Source organism: Brevibacterium sp. HMSC08F02, assembly GCF_001807555.1.
GTDB classification, from domain to species: domain Bacteria; phylum Actinomycetota; class Actinomycetes; order Actinomycetales; family Brevibacteriaceae; genus Brevibacterium; species Brevibacterium ravenspurgense.
The window spans coordinates 95,656-110,493 of the sequence record NZ_KV789345.1; the positions used below are offsets into that span (position 1 = coordinate 95,656).

Annotated in this window: 15 protein-coding genes, 1 tRNA gene and 1 pseudogene (1 of these 17 only partly in view); 10 read left to right on the forward strand and 7 right to left on the reverse strand. The window is 63.5% G+C overall.

What is annotated here, in order from left to right:
• Positions 1–31: 31 nt before the first annotated feature.
• Together HMPREF3172_RS02160 and purD are read right to left on the reverse strand one after the other, a co-directional pair.
• On the reverse strand, positions 32–955 hold the full coding sequence (locus tag HMPREF3172_RS02160) for a phosphoribosylaminoimidazolesuccinocarboxamide synthase (RefSeq protein WP_070515063.1): 924 nt from the start codon (positions 953–955) through the stop codon (positions 32–34).
• Positions 952–2,241, reverse strand: coding sequence for a phosphoribosylamine--glycine ligase (gene purD, locus HMPREF3172_RS02165; RefSeq protein WP_070515065.1), 1,290 nt, complete (start codon positions 2,239–2,241; stop codon positions 952–954). Before purD ends, HMPREF3172_RS02160 begins: the two co-directional genes overlap by 4 nt.
• 74 nt (positions 2,242–2,315) lie before the next feature.
• Here purD and HMPREF3172_RS02170 point away from each other — a divergent pair, with 74 nt between their 5' ends.
• The 5 genes from HMPREF3172_RS02170 to purM are packed head-to-tail and all read left to right on the forward strand — an operon-like array spanning position 2,316 to position 7,010.
• Positions 2,316–3,407, forward strand: coding sequence for an asparaginase (locus HMPREF3172_RS02170; RefSeq protein ID WP_070515067.1), 1,092 nt, complete (start codon positions 2,316–2,318; stop codon positions 3,405–3,407).
• Between the two features lie 8 nt (positions 3,408–3,415).
• Complete coding sequence (locus tag HMPREF3172_RS02175) at positions 3,416–3,799, forward strand: sterol carrier family protein (protein ID WP_062022740.1); 384 nt, start codon at positions 3,416–3,418, stop codon at positions 3,797–3,799.
• Positions 3,800–3,852: 53 nt separating this feature from the next.
• The gene (locus tag HMPREF3172_RS10485) at positions 3,853–4,293 is read left to right on the forward strand and encodes a hypothetical protein (RefSeq protein ID WP_070515069.1); all 441 of its coding nucleotides are present in this window, start codon (positions 3,853–3,855) and stop codon (positions 4,291–4,293) included.
• A gap of 31 nt (positions 4,294–4,324) precedes the next feature.
• On the forward strand, positions 4,325–5,836 hold the full coding sequence (gene purF / locus HMPREF3172_RS02185) for an amidophosphoribosyltransferase (RefSeq protein WP_070515071.1): 1,512 nt from the start codon (positions 4,325–4,327) through the stop codon (positions 5,834–5,836).
• A gap of 1 nt (position 5,837) precedes the next feature.
• Complete coding sequence (purM, locus tag HMPREF3172_RS02190) at positions 5,838–7,010, forward strand: phosphoribosylformylglycinamidine cyclo-ligase (protein ID WP_256173113.1); 1,173 nt, start codon at positions 5,838–5,840, stop codon at positions 7,008–7,010.
• A 131-nt stretch (positions 7,011–7,141) separates the two neighbouring features.
• On the opposite strand, the gene HMPREF3172_RS02195 is transcribed toward purM, so the two are convergent.
• Positions 7,142–7,342, reverse strand: a complete 201-nt coding sequence (locus HMPREF3172_RS02195; RefSeq protein WP_019175876.1) for a DUF3073 domain-containing protein — start codon at positions 7,340–7,342, stop codon at positions 7,142–7,144.
• A 163-nt stretch (positions 7,343–7,505) separates the two neighbouring features.
• Between HMPREF3172_RS02195 and HMPREF3172_RS02200 the strand changes: the two genes are divergently transcribed.
• The 4 genes from HMPREF3172_RS02200 to HMPREF3172_RS02215 all read left to right on the forward strand — a co-directional run bounded on the left by HMPREF3172_RS02200 (position 7,506) and on the right by HMPREF3172_RS02215 (position 11,116).
• Positions 7,506–8,324: a DUF8083 family protein gene (locus tag HMPREF3172_RS02200; RefSeq protein ID WP_070427881.1), complete on the forward strand. Its 819-nt coding sequence runs from the start codon at positions 7,506–7,508 to the stop codon at positions 8,322–8,324.
• Positions 8,325–8,499: 175 nt separating this feature from the next.
• Positions 8,500–8,991, forward strand: a complete 492-nt coding sequence (locus HMPREF3172_RS02205; RefSeq protein ID WP_061941612.1) for a hypothetical protein — start codon at positions 8,500–8,502, stop codon at positions 8,989–8,991.
• Between the two features lie 115 nt (positions 8,992–9,106).
• Positions 9,107–10,210 (forward strand): magnesium and cobalt transport protein CorA, encoded by a 1,104-nt coding sequence (locus HMPREF3172_RS02210; RefSeq protein ID WP_070515073.1) that lies wholly within the window; start codon positions 9,107–9,109, stop codon positions 10,208–10,210.
• Positions 10,211–11,116, forward strand: coding sequence for a uroporphyrinogen decarboxylase/cobalamine-independent methonine synthase family protein (locus HMPREF3172_RS02215; protein ID WP_070515074.1), 906 nt, complete (start codon positions 10,211–10,213; stop codon positions 11,114–11,116).
• Positions 11,117–11,220: 104 nt separating this feature from the next.
• On the opposite strand, the gene HMPREF3172_RS02220 is transcribed toward HMPREF3172_RS02215, so the two are convergent.
• Complete coding sequence (locus HMPREF3172_RS02220) at positions 11,221–12,570, reverse strand: sodium/glutamate symporter (protein WP_070515075.1); 1,350 nt, start codon at positions 12,568–12,570, stop codon at positions 11,221–11,223.
• 457 nt (positions 12,571–13,027) lie between these two features.
• On the opposite strand from HMPREF3172_RS02220, the pseudogene HMPREF3172_RS10630 reads away from it, so the two are divergent.
• Positions 13,028–13,174, forward strand: a pseudogene (locus tag HMPREF3172_RS10630) (Zn-dependent hydrolase); the annotation flags it as partial.
• 126 nt (positions 13,175–13,300) lie between these two features.
• Here HMPREF3172_RS10630 and HMPREF3172_RS02225 read toward each other — a convergent pair.
• From HMPREF3172_RS02225 to HMPREF3172_RS10490, 3 genes are all read right to left on the reverse strand, one after another.
• The gene (locus tag HMPREF3172_RS02225; protein ID WP_070515077.1) at positions 13,301–13,900 is read right to left on the reverse strand and encodes a PIN domain-containing protein; all 600 of its coding nucleotides are present in this window, start codon (positions 13,898–13,900) and stop codon (positions 13,301–13,303) included.
• A gap of 14 nt (positions 13,901–13,914) precedes the next feature.
• Positions 13,915–14,442 (reverse strand): helix-turn-helix domain-containing protein, encoded by a 528-nt coding sequence (locus tag HMPREF3172_RS02230; RefSeq protein WP_070515078.1) that lies wholly within the window; start codon positions 14,440–14,442, stop codon positions 13,915–13,917.
• A gap of 364 nt (positions 14,443–14,806) precedes the next feature.
• Positions 14,807–14,838: transfer RNA gene (locus HMPREF3172_RS10490), tRNA-Phe, on the reverse strand; it runs 88 nt beyond the window's last position.

Consider the following 14,838-nt stretch of genomic DNA (forward strand, 5'->3'; position numbering starts at 1 on the left):
CATCATCTTAGCAACGAACCGGGTGCCTGAATCAGGCGCTGGTCGGCTGTGCGGGGAAGGTGTCTCCCGTAATCCTTTCGAAGGCCTCGATGTAGCGTGCCGAGGTCTTCTCGATGATGTCCTGGGGCAGCCGCGGGGGCTGCTGTCCGCTGTTCTTATCCCAGCCCGAGGCGGGGCTTGTGAGCCAGTCGCGCACGAACTGCTTGTCAAAGCTCGCCTGCGACTTTCCGGGCTGGTAGGCGTGTGCGTCCCAGAACCGCGAAGAGTCCGGGGTGAGCACCTCGTCGCCCAGCACGATGTCTCCCGCGGCGTTGCGGCCGAACTCGAACTTCGTGTCGGCCAGGATGATGCCGCGCTCGCGGGCAATTTCCTCTGCCCGCGCGTATACCTTGAGCGTGAGCTCCCGCAGAGCCTCAGCGTCGTCTTCGCCGATCATGTCGGCGGACTTTTCAAAGGTGATGTTTTCGTCGTGTTCACCGACTTCGGCCTTGGCCGCGGGCGTGTAGATCGGTGCGTCCAGGCGATCAGATTCGCCGAGCCCGTCGGGCAGTTCGACACCGCAGACCGCGCCGGTCTGCTTGTAGTCGGCCAGCCCAGACCCGGTCAGGTAGCCGCGGGCCACGCACTCGATGGGGAACATCATGAGCGGTTCGCAGATGAGTCCGCGCCCAGCAACCTCAGCGGGCACATCGGCGGTCACCACGTGGTTGCCGACGATGTCCTTCAGCTGGTCGAACCACCACGTGGACAATCCGGTGAGGACTGCGCCTTTGTGGGGGATCTCGGATTCCAGCACGAAGTCGTACGCGGAGATTCGGTCGGAGGCGACCATGAGCAGCGACGGGGCGTCCGCAAGCGATTCAGCGCTTTCGGGCACGTAGAGGTCGCGTACCTTGCCGGAGTAGACGTGCTTCCATCCGGGAACGACGGTGGCCTCAACCTGGTGGCCTGTCATCGGCTTCCTCCCTGCGGGATTGTGATGCGGTTTTCTTCTGCCAGCTGGGCAATGTCGGTGCGGTGGTGCTCACCGCGCCACTGGATGAGGCCCACGGCCTCATAAGCGCGGGCGCGGGCGTCAGCAAGGTCCGCGCCAAGTGCGGTGACGGACAGTACGCGACCACCGCTGGTGGTCAGCTCTCCGCCCTCTGCGGTCGAGGTGCCGGCGTGGAACACGTGCACGTCTTCCAGAGCGTTCGCCTGGTCGATGCCGGTGATGACATCGCCCTTGGCGGGGTCGGCCGGGTAGTTCTCTGCGGCCATGACGACGGTGACAGCTGACTTGTCTGCCCATTCCAGCGGTGGCAGCTGCGCCAGTTCGCCGGCTGCAGCAGCGTGCAGGACAGTGCCGAGTGGGCTGGTCAGGCGCTGCAGAACAGCCTGGGTTTCGGGATCGCCGAAGCGGGCGTTGAACTCGATGACCTCAATGTCGTTCTTCGTCAGCGCCAGACCGCAGTACAGCAGTCCCACAAACGGGGTTCCACGGCGAGCCATTTCATCGACGACCGGCTGCGCGACCTGCGCAATGACGTCCTCGACCAGACCTTCGGGAGCCCAGGGCAGGGGAGTGTAAGCGCCCATGCCGCCCGTATTGGGGCCCTCGTCGCCGTTGAGTGCGCGCTTGAAGTCCTGCGCGGGAGCCAGCGGGACAGTGGTGGTGCCGTCGCACAGAACGAACAGCGACACCTCGGGACCGTCGAGGAAGTCCTCAATGACAACCCGGTCGGCCTCAGCCAGGCAGGCGCGGGCGTGTGCCAGAGCTTCGTCGCGATCAGACGTGACGACAACGCCCTTGCCGGCAGCCAGACCGTCGGCCTTGACGACGTGCGGGGCGCCGAAGCGGTCAAAGGCCTCTTCGCACTCGGCCAGGGACGTCGCGGCGACCGACTGCGATGTGGGAACCCCGGCGGCCTCCATGATCTCCTTGGCAAAGGCCTTCGAACCTTCGAGTTCCGCGGCGGCAGCGTCGGGACCGAAAACAGCGACCCCAGCTTCCCGCAGAGCATTGCCAACACCGGCAACAAGGGGAGCTTCCGGGCCGATGACCACAAGATCAACAGCAAGTTCCTGTGCGAGGGCTACGACCGCCTCGGGATCGGTCATCGCGACACTGCGGACTTCGCATTCCTGTGCCATCCCCGGGTTGCCGGGTGCCGCGTAGAGCGCGTCCACTCCCGGATCGGCGGCCAAACCAGGGACAAGGGCGTGTTCGCGGGCGCCCGAACCCAAAACCAAGACCTTCACCCCGGCAGTTTAACGGCCTGCGCCACACGAACTCAGACGTGACCTCGCGCTGGCCTGCGCTTAGGGTGGAGCGCATGCAGACCTTCACCGCAGACAGTGCCGAAGAGCTTGCCGTCGTATCCCGTTCCGACTTCGTCGAATCGCGGCACATCGGCTCGGCGGTCATTGTGGACCCCAGTGGTGCCGTCGTCGCCTCGATCGGCGCACCGGAAGAGCCCGTATTCGTTCGGTCGTGCCTCAAACCGCTCCAGGCAATTGCGTGCATGGAGCTCGGCGTGCCGCTGTCCGGCGACGCCGCCGTTGTGGCAAGTGCCAGCCACCGGGCAGAAGCCGAACACGTGTCGGTCGTGAAGAACATGCTGTCCTCGGTCAACCTCAGCGAAGACGACCTCCAGTGCCCTTCCTGCGCACCGGCTGACGCTGATAACCGTGCGGCCATGCGCATGAGCGGCATGGCCGAATCGCGCCTGTTCTTCAACTGCTCCGGCAAACACGCCGCCTTCCTCATGGCGCAGAAGATTGCCGGGGGACGGCCGGAAGACTACCTGCGCCCCGATTCGCTCGTGCAGAAACAGGTCCGGAAGACAGTTGAAGAGTTCTGCGGCGAAGTTCCCGCGGCGGCCGGAATCGACGGCTGCGGCGCTCCCGTATACGCGCTGAGCCTTCCCGGGCTGGCCCGCGGAATCGCCGCAGCGGCCTCCGGAAAAACCGAAAGCGCCCAGCAGCTCATGTCGGCTGTCCTGGCCAGCCCGTGGGCTATTGAAGGTCACGGGCGTGAAAACTCGGTCGTCATCGAACGGCTGGGCATCCTTGCCAAAAAGGGCGCCGAAGGAGTGTCCGTCATGGCCACACCGGACGGCTGGGCTGCCGCGGTGAAAGTGCTCGACGGTTCATCCCGCCCAGCCTCACTCGTCGCCCTGCGCCTGCTCGCAGCCGCCGGTGCCGTCAACATGGAAGCAGCGCTGGGCGTCCTGTCCGACATCGCCCCGCGCGTCACCGGTGGGGCTGACGAACACGGCCGGGCACTCGACGCTGGCGAGGTCCTGCCCGGTGCCGGTCTGCTCGCAGCCGAGTCGGCACTGACCGCAGCCCGCCCCGACAACCCGGCCGGCACCTCGTCAGACAACCAGACCATGTCCCAGGCAGACACAGCCGAACAGCACTGAGGAGCATCATGAGCATCCGCCGTCGCATCGACCCCGCAGAGGGCCGCCAAGCACTCGAAGTCTGGCAGGAGTGGCGCAAACACCAAAGCGGTGACGTCGACAGGGGCACCCTGGCCACCGCCGTGCGCTACACCGTCGAGGAATTCGCGGAACGCCACCCCGGTGGTGCGGTCGAAATCCGCATCCCTCCGTTTGCCGCAGCCCAGGCCATCGAAGGCCCCAAGCACTCCCGCGGAACACCCCCGAACGTCGTCGAGGTCCAGCCCGAGACCTGGCTCCTGTTGGTCACCGGTCAGGTCGACTTTGCTGACGAGGTGGAGGCCGGCCGGGTGGACGCCTCCGGCACCCGCTCTGACCTGAGCGAGCACCTGCCGCTTCGCGGCGTGCTCTAGAATCGTCTGCCGATCAGCAAACCGCTGAAGCTCAGCCGTCTGGAGAGAACCCGATGAAGAAATCCGCCCTCGTTTCGGTCCGCCGCGCCCCGAAGTACGGTGCCTTTGCCGCCGTCGGCGCGCTCGTCGGAGTCATCATCGCCGGAGTGCTGGCCTTCCTTCCCCTCAACATGGGAGATCTGAGCCAGGAATACAGCCGCGGTGCCGTCGTCGGCATGGGCCTTGTCCTGCTGGCCATCACCGGAGCCGTTCTCGGTGCTGGTGTCGCACTCGTCATGGACGCGGTTCTGCGCCGCAAGGCTCGCACCGTTGAGGTCACCGGCCACTACGAAGAGCAGCGTGGGGAAGAGGCCGACTCGGCGGAAGCCAGCCCGGCAGAAGCCGAAGCAGCAGAAGAAGCAGACAAAGCCGGCGGCTCCTCGCTCGAACTCAGCCCGGAAGAGCAGAAGACCAAAACGGAAGCCGAACAGGCCCGCGAAGACGGCGAAGCCTGAGCCCGGCTCGGCGTGTGGAACAATAGCGAACGTGGCACGTGCAGATGGACTCCTGACAGCTGTTGTTGACCCCGCCGACAAAGGCCAAGACGAATGCGGTGTCTTCGGCGTGTGGGCGCCCGGCGAAGAAGTGGCAAAGCTCAGCTACTTCGGCCTCTACGCCCTGCAGCACCGAGGGACACAATCAGCCGGCATCGCCGCCTCGAACGGCGAGCAGATCCTCGTTTTTCGCGACATGGGACTCGTCTCCCAGGTGTTTGACGAAAACGACCTCGAAACCCTTCCGGGGCACATGGCCATTGGCCACACCCGCTACTCAACAACCGGCGCGCACGCCTGGGAAAACGCCCAACCCACCCTGGGACCCACGGGCTACGGATCCGTCGCGCTGTGCCACAACGGCAACCTCACCAACTTCGAAGAACTCCAGGCGCTCGCCGACGAACGGCTGGACAAGCACCGCGAAGTCGTCGCGGCCCACAAGCAGAAGCGCCGTCGCACGCGCGCACACCGTGATTCGTCGTCGGACACATCGCTCATCACCGAACTGCTCGCATCCTCTGACGCCGACAACCTGACGGATGCAGCGCTGGGCCTCCTGCCGCAGATCAAGGGCGCTTTCAGCCTCGTCTTCATGGACGAAAACACCCTGTACGCCGCGCGCGACCGTCACGGTGTGCGTCCGCTGGCACTGGGCAAAATCGACCGCGGCTGGGTTGTGGCATCCGAAACCGCTGCGCTCGACATTGTGGGTGCTTCGTTCGTCCGCGAAATCCAGCCCGGTGAACTCATCGCAATCGACGAAGACGGCCTGCGCAGCCACCGCTTTGCCGAAGAAAAAGCCGCTCGCTGTGTCTTCGAGTATGTCTACCTGGCTCGCCCCGACAGCGTCATCAACGGCAAGACAGTGCACAGTTCGCGCGTCGAAATGGGCCGCCGCCTGGCCCGTGAGCACGCAGTTGACGCCGACCTCGTGATCGCCACGCCGGATTCCGGTACGCCAGCCGCGGTCGGCTATGCGGAAGAGTCCGGAATTCCGTTCGGCCAGGGGCTCATGAAGAACGCCTACGTCGGCCGCACGTTCATTCAGCCCTCCCAGACCATCCGCCAGCTGGGCATTCGCCTCAAACTCAACCCGGTGAAGGAGAACATCGAGGGCAAGCGCCTGGTGGTCGTAGACGACTCGATTGTCCGCGGCAACACGCAGCGTGCACTCATCCGCATGCTCCGCGAAGCGGGTGCCAAGGAAATCCACGTGCGCATCTCCGCACCGCCGGTCAAATGGCCGTGCTTTTTCGGCATCGACTTCGCCACGCGTGCCGAACTCATTGCCAACGGACTCGACACGGACGAAATCTGCCGCTCCCTCGGAGCAGATTCGCTCGGCTACATCAGCCTGGACGGCATGATCGAGGCAACCGAGCAGAACAGCAGTCAGCTGTGCACGGCCTGCTTCTCCGGTGACTACAAGATTCCGGTGCCGCCGGAAGCCGATCTTTCTGACAAAGAACTCTCTGGAACATCTGGAACAAAGGACAGCTGACATGACTCCGCCCAACTCCGCGACTGGCCCTCTGCACGGACCGGCTGCCTCCGCAGGCCGGGCGGACGAAGACGGCCACCGTCTGACCGAACGGCCCGAAACCACCTACGCTTCTGCCGGTGTTGACGTCGAGGCCGGCGACCGCGCGGTCGAACTCATGAAGTCGGCCGTGTCGGCAACCCACAACGCGAACGTCGTCGGAGGCGTCGGCGGCTTTGCCGGCATGTTCGACGCTTCTTTCCTCAAGGACTACGAACGTCCGCTGCTGGCCTCGTCAACTGACGGTGTGGGCACCAAGGTCGCGATTGCCCAGCAGATGAACATCCACGACACGATCGGCTGGGACCTCGTGGGCATGGTGGTCGACGACATCATCGTCGGCGGTGCTAAGCCGCTTTTCATGACCGATTACATTGCCTGCGGCAAACTCGTTCCCGAACGGATCGCCGACATCGTCCGCGGCATTGCCGAAGCGTGCCGCGAAGCGGACGTTGCCCTAGTCGGCGGCGAAACCGCCGAACACCCGGGTCTGCTGGGTGAAGACGAATACGATGTGGCCGGTGCTGCAACAGGAGTCGTTGACGCCGCCGACATGCTTGGCGCGCAGAAAGTGCAGACGGGCGATGTCCTCATCGGCCTTCCCGCTTCCGGCCTGCACTCCAACGGATACTCGCTCGTGCGCCGCATCATCGAAGACGCCGGCTGGGACCTGCATTCGCGCGTTGACGAATTCGGCCGCACCCTCGGCGAAGAACTCCTGGTGCCCACCCGCGTCTACACCGGTCAGCTGCTCGAACTGCTGGACAACCAGCCCGGTGCCGTGCACGCCATGTCGCACGTGACCGGCGGCGGTCTGTCCGCGAACATGGCCCGCGTCCTGCCGACCGGTTCGATCGGCATCATGCGCCGCGGCACGTGGGAAGTTCCCCCGGTGTTCAATGTGCTGGGCGACCTGGGCGGTGTGCCGCAGGCTGACCGTGAGCGCACCTGGAACATGGGTGTGGGAATGGTGCTCGTCGTCGACGCGGACCGCGTGGACGACGTCCTGGGCTCCTTCAGCGGTTCGTGGGTTCTGGGTGAAGTCGCCGAAGACAACGGTGAGCACTCATCTGACAGCTATTACGTCACCGGCGCCAAGGGCGTTGACGGTGGTGCGGCCATCCTCCTGGACTGATACGGCCCGGACCGGTGCCGCCTGACCCGGGCGGCACCTCGGCAGCAGCCGAAACAGGCCAGCAAGAACAGACAGAGGGGGCAGCCAGGCCAAGCTGGTTGCCCCCTCTGTCTGTGCAGACTCAGAGTCCGTCAGTCGTCGTCGGAATCGTAGTCTGCGTACTTCTCTGCGTATTCGGAGTAGTCAGGATCGTCGTCGTACTGGTCGTAGTCGTCCGATCCTGATTTGCCGGAAAGCTCCCGCTGAAGAGCGGAAAGGTCTGTTTCGGGGCTGTAGTACTTGAGTTTCCGGGCTACCTTGATCTGCTTTGCCTTAGCGCGGCCGCGACCCACAGGCGTCGACCCCCTCTTCGTCGATCCAGGGCACCCAAGATAGGCCCCGGTTTGAGTTTGCGTGCTTCAGTTCGGCGTCATTCTATCGGACCCCTATGCACTTTGCCATTTGAGACGGCCCATAAGACGATCGTGGGACTCGTGTGCGGCTAGGGTAGACGGTATGGCTTATGAGCGCAGGTATCAGGTTTGTCTGCGGGTTTTCGAACCGCTTGACGCGCATCCGGAACTCGGTGACTACCCGGTGTCGGACAACCGCTCCATGATCGAGGAGCTTGTTGCCGCCGATGCTGATGCGCGGCTGATCAGCTTCCCTCCCGACCCGGTTGCAGACTCCTACCGGGGCACCCCGATTTTCCTCACGGCAGAAGAGTGGGGTGATGGGATCACTCGGATCTGTCCCGTGCAGGACGATATTCGCTCGTGGCACGCTGTGGAGGCTTTGGCGGAGAACGTGTCGCGCGACGAGCTCGACATGCTCGTGCCGAAGTCGGCGCGCAGGCGCGCTGCCGCCAAACGGGTTGAGTGGATGCAAGACGACCCTGATGAGCGGGTGTTCACCCGCACCGCCGCCTGGGAGGTTTCTCCTGTGTGGTGGCTCGCCTTCGATCTTGATGCTGACCGGATCAGAACTGACGAGGCGGAAGACGGCTCCCAGCGCACCTTCATCAGGACGGACATTGTGGCTGCTTCGGCACGCGTGGACTGGGCTCTGGCTGTCATCCGCGAGAAGTCCAGGCTGCGGGCCGTTGTCGAATCTGCGGCACAGTTCGGCACGTGGCTGGAGACCTTTGATCCGAATGCGGTTCTTGAACTCGACCTGGGCGGCATGACTGGTGTGCTCGATCCCGTGCAGGCGCAGGACTACGTCGATTCGTGGGTGGACGCGCTTGATTCGGATGACTACGACAGCGCGGTCGCAGCGTTCAACCTGTACACGGAGGCCTGGGAGAAGCTAGGCCTGTTCTCGCGCTCAAGCTGAGGTGGGCACTGCTCGCTGCCTTTTTCGTCTCGAGCGTCATCGGCCTGGTCATGGCGGTGGGCTATATGGCAGTCAAGCGTCAGGGACTGAAGACGTCGCTTCCGTTCGGCCCAGCACTCTTGATTGGCACTGCAGCTGTTTCTATCGTTGCAGTGGTGTGAAGGAAGGATGAGAGATGGACAACTCTGTACAGCTGTCAGCTGCCGAAGCTCCAGGGTTTCTGTGGCTGCTGGGCGAGTTTCCGATCCTCTGGATCGGCGCTCTCATCTTCATTGTGGTCATTGCGCTGATGATGCGCAGCGTCATCGGGCTGCGCAAGGGAACCAAACCCGCAGGTTCGGCGCGCGGCTTCGACCTGGACGGTGAAGTCATCGGCGCTCGTCTGCGGATGGAGCATTCGCCGTTCACCGACGAACCAGGGTCGCGAATGAAGGCGGGTCTTGAGATTGCTGTCCGCGACGGAGGCAGGACAGTGGTGTTCACACCGCCGGAGGACTGGATGGCCGGCTTCCACATCAAGATCCAGAAGGCGTTCGGAGCGGGTGGGGTGTTCATCCCAGGACTCGATGTCCCCGCGGGGCAGACAGTCAGCAGACGTGCTGAACCGCCGGTGCCGGTGAAGGCCAAGCGGACGGGACCAGGAACCTACGACTGGTACGTGATCTGAAGCCTGCGCACAGAGGCACGCTCCGCCTCGGCGGCCGAATGCTTCAGACCAGCTCCAGGCGGCGGCAGCGCGTGAGCTGAACCCGGGGACAGGCGGAACATGGGAAGATAAGGGCATGGTTCCTGCTCACAACTCCAGCCCCGGCCGCCGGCTTCTGTTTCCCCGCGTTGCGGGGCGCGGCCGTGAAAAGCCGGCTGCGCCCACGCCCGTGCGGCACAACATCCGGGGAGTGTCATTCGACAAGTTCGGTCTGCGCTCGATCGACATGGAGCACGAGATCACGGCAATCGACACGCTCGCGCACAAACACGAAGACCGCGTGGTCACCTTCGCCGTGGACCGTCCCACCCCGGCGCAGCTGAGCGAACTCGAGGACGTGTGGGACCTGCACCCTCTGCTGGTGGAAGACCTTGAGGCCAAAGAACAGCGGGCCAAGGTCGAACGCTACGGCGATGTTCTGTTCGTCGTGGTCAACTCGGTTGTCTACCGTGACTCAAAAGAAGACATCGACATCGGTGAAATCCACGTGCTCATGCGCGGCAATCAGGTGGCAATCCTGTGTCAGAACCAGGCAGCCGCGGAAGCGTGGCACAGCCGTTCGGCCCGGTTCATTGAGCGCTGGTCCGAACAGGACAGCCTGTTGGAGCACGGTCCGGAGGCCGTCATTCACGCACTGCTGGATTCGCTCGTGGACGACTACCCCCGGGTCCTGCGAGGTCTCGAACTGGACAAAGAGCAGATTGAACGTCAGGTGTTCTCCGGTGACCCGGCGGTTGCCGAGCGCATTTACCGCTTGTCGCGCGAGGTCATTGAGCTGCAGCAGGCGTCGTCGTCGATGATGGGCGTGATCCGTCGGCTGCTCATCGGCATCACGCGCCACGGCTATGGAAAAGACGAAGAGCTCCAGACGTATCTGGAGGACGTGTCTGACAATCTGGCGACCGTCATCCCGGACATTTCCGAGCTGCGGGATGCGCTGAACCAGATCCTGCAGGTCAACTCGACTCTTGTTTCGCAGCGCCAGAACGACGACATGAAGAAGATCTCCGGATGGGCGGCTATTCTCTTTGCCCCCACACTCATCGGCGCGATCTACGGCATGAACTTCACGAACATGCCGGAGCTGAGCTGGCCGCTGGGCTATCCCATGGCGATCGGGGCAATGGTCGCCTTGGCCGTGGTTCTGTACGTGGTGTTCAAGAAAAAGGGCTGGATGTAAGTGGATTTCGCTCGCGCTTTTCCCGCCGCAACGACACTGTCTGTTCCGCGGGAGCTCCTTGCCGACATTCGGGATGCGCGGGTGGCGAAACTTCTCGCCGGCGACATCGACGAAGCAGAATACGAATCCGACATGCGTGCAGCTCGGCTGTCGGCCTACCGCCAGCTGGCGGATGACGGACTGTATGAACCGCACGCGATTCCAGCTGACTTTGCCCACGGTTCGGTGCTGGTCTCGACCGCGATTGTGCTGGGGCTCGTGGGCGGTTCGAGTTCCCACGTAAGCCTGCGGGCTGAACTTGATCTTGAGGCGCCCGCGGGGTTGGCTGGTTCTGCCGCACCGGCTGCCGGGCCCGTGCGTCCGGGGCGGCTGTTTGATCTGCGGGCCGAAGCTCACGATGAAGAAGGCATCGACGTCCGCCCGGTGCTCGCCGGTCCGGCCTCTGTTATCCGGGCTTTTGCTCCGGGGATTGCCGATGATGCTGCCGGGCAGGAGTGGGTGGATGTATTGGCTTCCGCTTATTCCGAAGTTCTGCGGCTGTTGGCCGCCGATGGGACCGTGTGGGTGCAGATCGACGAACGGTTCGGTGAACCCGGCGAGCCCGGTGACGCTGTCGGGCAGCTTGCCGGTCGGGTGTGGGAGATCATTGCGAATCTCGAGGTGGATGCTGCCCGCCCGCGCATCTTCGCGGTGGGCACCCCGCAGGGCACGGCTGTCGAGGCAGTTCTCGTTGAAACCGCTGAAGCGGCCGAACAGTGCGGGGACGCTAAAGCGGTGCTCAACCTGGGCGACGACCCAGAAGCCGCAACAGCTGCGCTGATCAGCGTCGGAGCGCAGTTTCGCACCGCAGTTGCAGGAACAGCCGAAGAAGCACGAGCAGCTGTCCTCCGCCTCGTCATGGGATAGGGGAGAGGCACGCGAAAGCCGCACCTCGGCAGCCGTTCTAATAGAACGCGCCCGTCACTATCGGTGACGGGCGCGTTCCAGCGGTTATACGGCAGTGAGCTCAGCTATGCGGCGGCTGGTGTTGCTGAGCGGTTGCGCACGGTGACTATCACCAAGACGACGGCGGCCGCAACGGCAATACCGCCCCAAATGCCGAGAATCGGCCAGGCCAGGCCCGCCATGGCAAGTGCGGGAACGAACGTCACAGCCGTGATTTCGGCCGGCACCACTGGAATGTAGGCAATTGCGAAGTCTTCCAGCGTTCCAGATTTCAGCTTGGGGTCGACAATGCGCAGCAGAGCGATTGCCGTGTTGACGGCACCGGTGCCCCAACCCCACGTGAAGATCTGCTTTTCGAACCAGCCGTCCTGCAGGGTGCGGGGAGCTACGAGCAGACCCAGACCCAGGCAGAACAACAGGCCGACGACGAACAGAATCGACATCACCAGGAGGTTGTCGGCGACAGCCTGCAGCTGAATGGAGGCAATACCGCAGACCACGAGAATGTCGGTGGCGGAACCGGAAATCGAGCTGAGTGTGTCACGGTCGACGAACTTGGTGGCGCGGCTTGCCTTGAACAGACCGCGCACGAGCAGGCCCACCAGGAAGGCAACCGTGAAGGTGGGGAAACTGACAGCGGGGAACCAGTTGCCCAGCAGGGTCGTTATGGCGTAGGCAGCACCTGCAATTGCGAGGATGATGCCCACCTGGAAGCCCAGGGACTCGATGCTCGAACCGGAGAAGCGGTGCTGGCCAATGGGCGCGCGGCGGTCTTCGCCGGTCAGCACACCGGTGCGCATGTCTTCCGGAATGGACTCCATGCCTGCGAATTCCTTGACGTGACCGCGCATCGCACCGATCTTCGCTTGGATGATGCCGCCGATGATGCCCGCGAGCAGGCCGACGGTTGCCGAGGTGAAGGCCAAGGAGCGGAGCTCTTCGTGCCCGGCGTTCGCGTACACATCGCCGAGGGCGGCCGCAGTGCCGAAACCGCCGGCCCAGCCGGCGAACAGCAGAGTGCCGATTGTCAGGTCAGCGCCGAAAAGCGGACCCAGAAGCAGAACAACGGCAAGAATGCCGACCGCAACCTGGGCGGTGTAGATGAGCACTCCGTATGCCGAGAAGCTCACGATGGGGCCTTTGATCTTGCGGAAGTCGAAGTCATCGGACATGGCCAGACACGCAAAGACGACGACGATCAGCACAGAGGCGTAGGTGCCCAGTTCTTCGGAGAACGGCAGCAGGCCGAACCCGTTGGGTCCCAGCGCCAAGCCGAGGAAGCCGGCAATGAACGACGCTGGAATGAGGAGTGATTGGAGTGACTTCATAATTGCGCGCAAGAGCACGCCGACGGCGAGGAGGGCTCCGATCATTCCCGCATCTATGAGGAGAGTCCACGGAGTGAATTCAGACATTGGGTTCCTTCCGGCTCAGGTTTGCCGCGTCTTTGCGAACTGCAACAGGAGTCAGAGCAGTGATTGGCAACACAGAGTTCTCTCAGGAAGTTTAACGTGTCACAGTGAAACTCGCACTCAATTCGGATTTCGGTACGGTCTCGATGTGATGTGCTCGTACCGCGGCAGTGGTCCAGGTTCGAGTACGAGGTGCCGCCCCTGTTTGCTGCGGAATCTCATCTTGGCTGGGGAGAGAACCGGGCAGGGGAACGTGAAGAGGCCCTGCTCCCCAGGCGGGGTGCAGGGCCTCTTGTGGTTGTGGCTCCGACCGGCGTCGATCCGGTGACCTTTCGATTTTGAGTCCGGCGGGTGAATGTATTTCCGCCGACGAGATGCCGGACGCGAACCGCGCCTCGGGAACCGACGAGTACGCCGCACAGCAGAACGGAGACCACATATGAGTCAGGACACCGCGCGCGACTCGACGAATATGAAGGACCTCGTGTCGACAGTGATGCTGTTTGTTCCGAGCGTTGAGGGGATCTCGCACAATCTCAACGAGTTCACCAAGGACGAGGATCTGCTCGCCGGTATCGACCACCTCACCGAAGTGCTGCGCCGGATCGTGACGGATCCGTCCGTGGTGGCAGGGGCCCAGGAGGGGCTGAGGCCGCGCGGTTGGCTTGGAGGTTCAGGGTCTGCTGATCCCGCAGCGCCCGTTTGCGTGAGAATGCCCGTACTGCCCGCCAGATCAGCTGAGGGCTTCTCGCAGCCCAGGCGCTGCGGACAACAGCTCCACAGCCTCGGTCATCTTGTAGCGCTCGTTGAAGATCGCCAGAAGATCGGCCACGGTGAGCTTCGGGCCGTGTCGTCCGCTACGGTCGCACATCGCGACCACCGCCCGGCACGACTGCGTCAGATGCGCGCGGACAGTGTCATAGACGAAGTCCCGCGCCGGCATCGCTCGAACTGGTGCTGGCAGCTTCGAGGCGGGGAAGTCCTTGAGGTTCTCGGTGACGATCACCTCGGCACCGCACATGATGGCAGCGGCCAGCACATGCTCGTCATCGGGGTCCGGCAACCCATAGGTGCCCTCGAGCGGCTCCCAGTCGGTGACCAGAGCGTCGTCGAAGGCAATCGACATCTGACCGATCAGGCGCTCAGCAGAGTGTTCCGCCTCCTCGATAGGAGTGCCGCGCTCGGCGAGTTTCTCGGTCTCATGGAAGACGAGCTCGTCCAATATCGCGGTGTTCCACTTGGGGGAGTAAGTTCTCTCAGCCGCCAGCGACAGCAGGAAGTCGCGCTGCCGGCTGGGCCAAAGCACACTGGTGTCGAGAACGGCGGAAAACATGACGCCAGTCTATTTCAGTCAGCCTTCGACGCCCGGCGCTTGGCAGCGACCTCCTTGCGGGCACGGCGCAGGTCGGCCAGAGTCTGGTCGATGTCGCTGGTCTCGTCGACGTCGACCGAGAGTGCGTCGATGGCTGCGTACTGTGCCTGTCGACGTCTCTCGCGGTAGTCGAGCACGTGCGTCAAAGCGATCCGGCGGTGCGTGCCCGTGCGCGTGTATGGGAGCTGTTTCTCGTCGAGGGCCTTGATGAGCGTGGGCCGACTGATGCCCAGGAGATCGGCGGCCTGCTGAGTGGTCAGCACCTGCGAGGTCGGCGAGACCGTGACCGACAGGCCCTTACGCATCGCGTCGACGACGTGCAGCAACACCTCGTAGACCTCTTCGGGGAGCTCGACAGGGTCGCGGTCGGCGCCGCCGACCAGGTAGTGCCGGGGTCGAGGGGCCAGGGCCTCCTCGGCGGTGAGCGCATCGTAGAGGTGTCCGAGCTGTTGCTCGTCCCGGGCGACATGGGTCGACGGAGCGAGCGTCTCGTTCGCGGACATGTCAGGCTCCTCATCTGCAATAAGCGAAAATTATTTGCGTTTACTTCGAAAATGTTAGTGCATGGGGCACTTGCCCACAAGCTGCTTCCTGCGTTTGGTGCCCCAGTCCGCGCCCACGCAGGCGGTAGTCATTGGCGCGGCGCAAGGTGGCCAGGGTGGTTCATTTTGGCATTAGCCCGCATTCTTCGGCGGTGCCAATCCGTCCATGGTTCAGGATGCCTGCATGAATACGTTGAGGGGGCGCGAGGGTTGGCGGAGTCGTGCGGGTCAGCTGTAAGGCCTGATTCGAAAGTGTGGGGTTTCTACGGCGCGGCCGACTGTTAGAAAAAGAAAACCCCCGGTTTTCCGGGGGTTTTCGTGACTGTGGCTCCGACCGGCGTCGATCCGGTGACCTTT

Coding starts and splice junctions, on each gene's coding strand:
- HMPREF3172_RS02175 (WP_062022740.1), top strand. CDS start 3,416: ATGAGCATCCGCCGTCGCATCGACCCCGCAGAGGGCCGCCAAGCACTC.
- HMPREF3172_RS02205 (WP_061941612.1), top strand. CDS start 8,500: ATGGACAACTCTGTACAGCTGTCAGCTGCCGAAGCTCCAGGGTTTCTG.
- HMPREF3172_RS02230 (WP_070515078.1), bottom strand. CDS start 14,442: ATGTCCGCGAACGAGACGCTCGCTCCGTCGACCCATGTCGCCCGGGAC.
- HMPREF3172_RS02200 (WP_070427881.1), top strand. CDS start 7,506: ATGGCTTATGAGCGCAGGTATCAGGTTTGTCTGCGGGTTTTCGAACCG.
- HMPREF3172_RS10485 (WP_070515069.1), top strand. CDS start 3,853: ATGAAGAAATCCGCCCTCGTTTCGGTCCGCCGCGCCCCGAAGTACGGT.
- HMPREF3172_RS02170 (WP_070515067.1), top strand. CDS start 2,316: ATGCAGACCTTCACCGCAGACAGTGCCGAAGAGCTTGCCGTCGTATCC.
- purM (WP_256173113.1), top strand. CDS start 5,838: ATGACTCCGCCCAACTCCGCGACTGGCCCTCTGCACGGACCGGCTGCC.
- HMPREF3172_RS02160 (WP_070515063.1), bottom strand. CDS start 955: ATGACAGGCCACCAGGTTGAGGCCACCGTCGTTCCCGGATGGAAGCAC.
- HMPREF3172_RS02225 (WP_070515077.1), bottom strand. CDS start 13,900: ATGTTTTCCGCCGTTCTCGACACCAGTGTGCTTTGGCCCAGCCGGCAG.
- HMPREF3172_RS02210 (WP_070515073.1), top strand. CDS start 9,107: ATGGTTCCTGCTCACAACTCCAGCCCCGGCCGCCGGCTTCTGTTTCCC.
- HMPREF3172_RS02220 (WP_070515075.1), bottom strand. CDS start 12,570: ATGTCTGAATTCACTCCGTGGACTCTCCTCATAGATGCGGGAATGATC.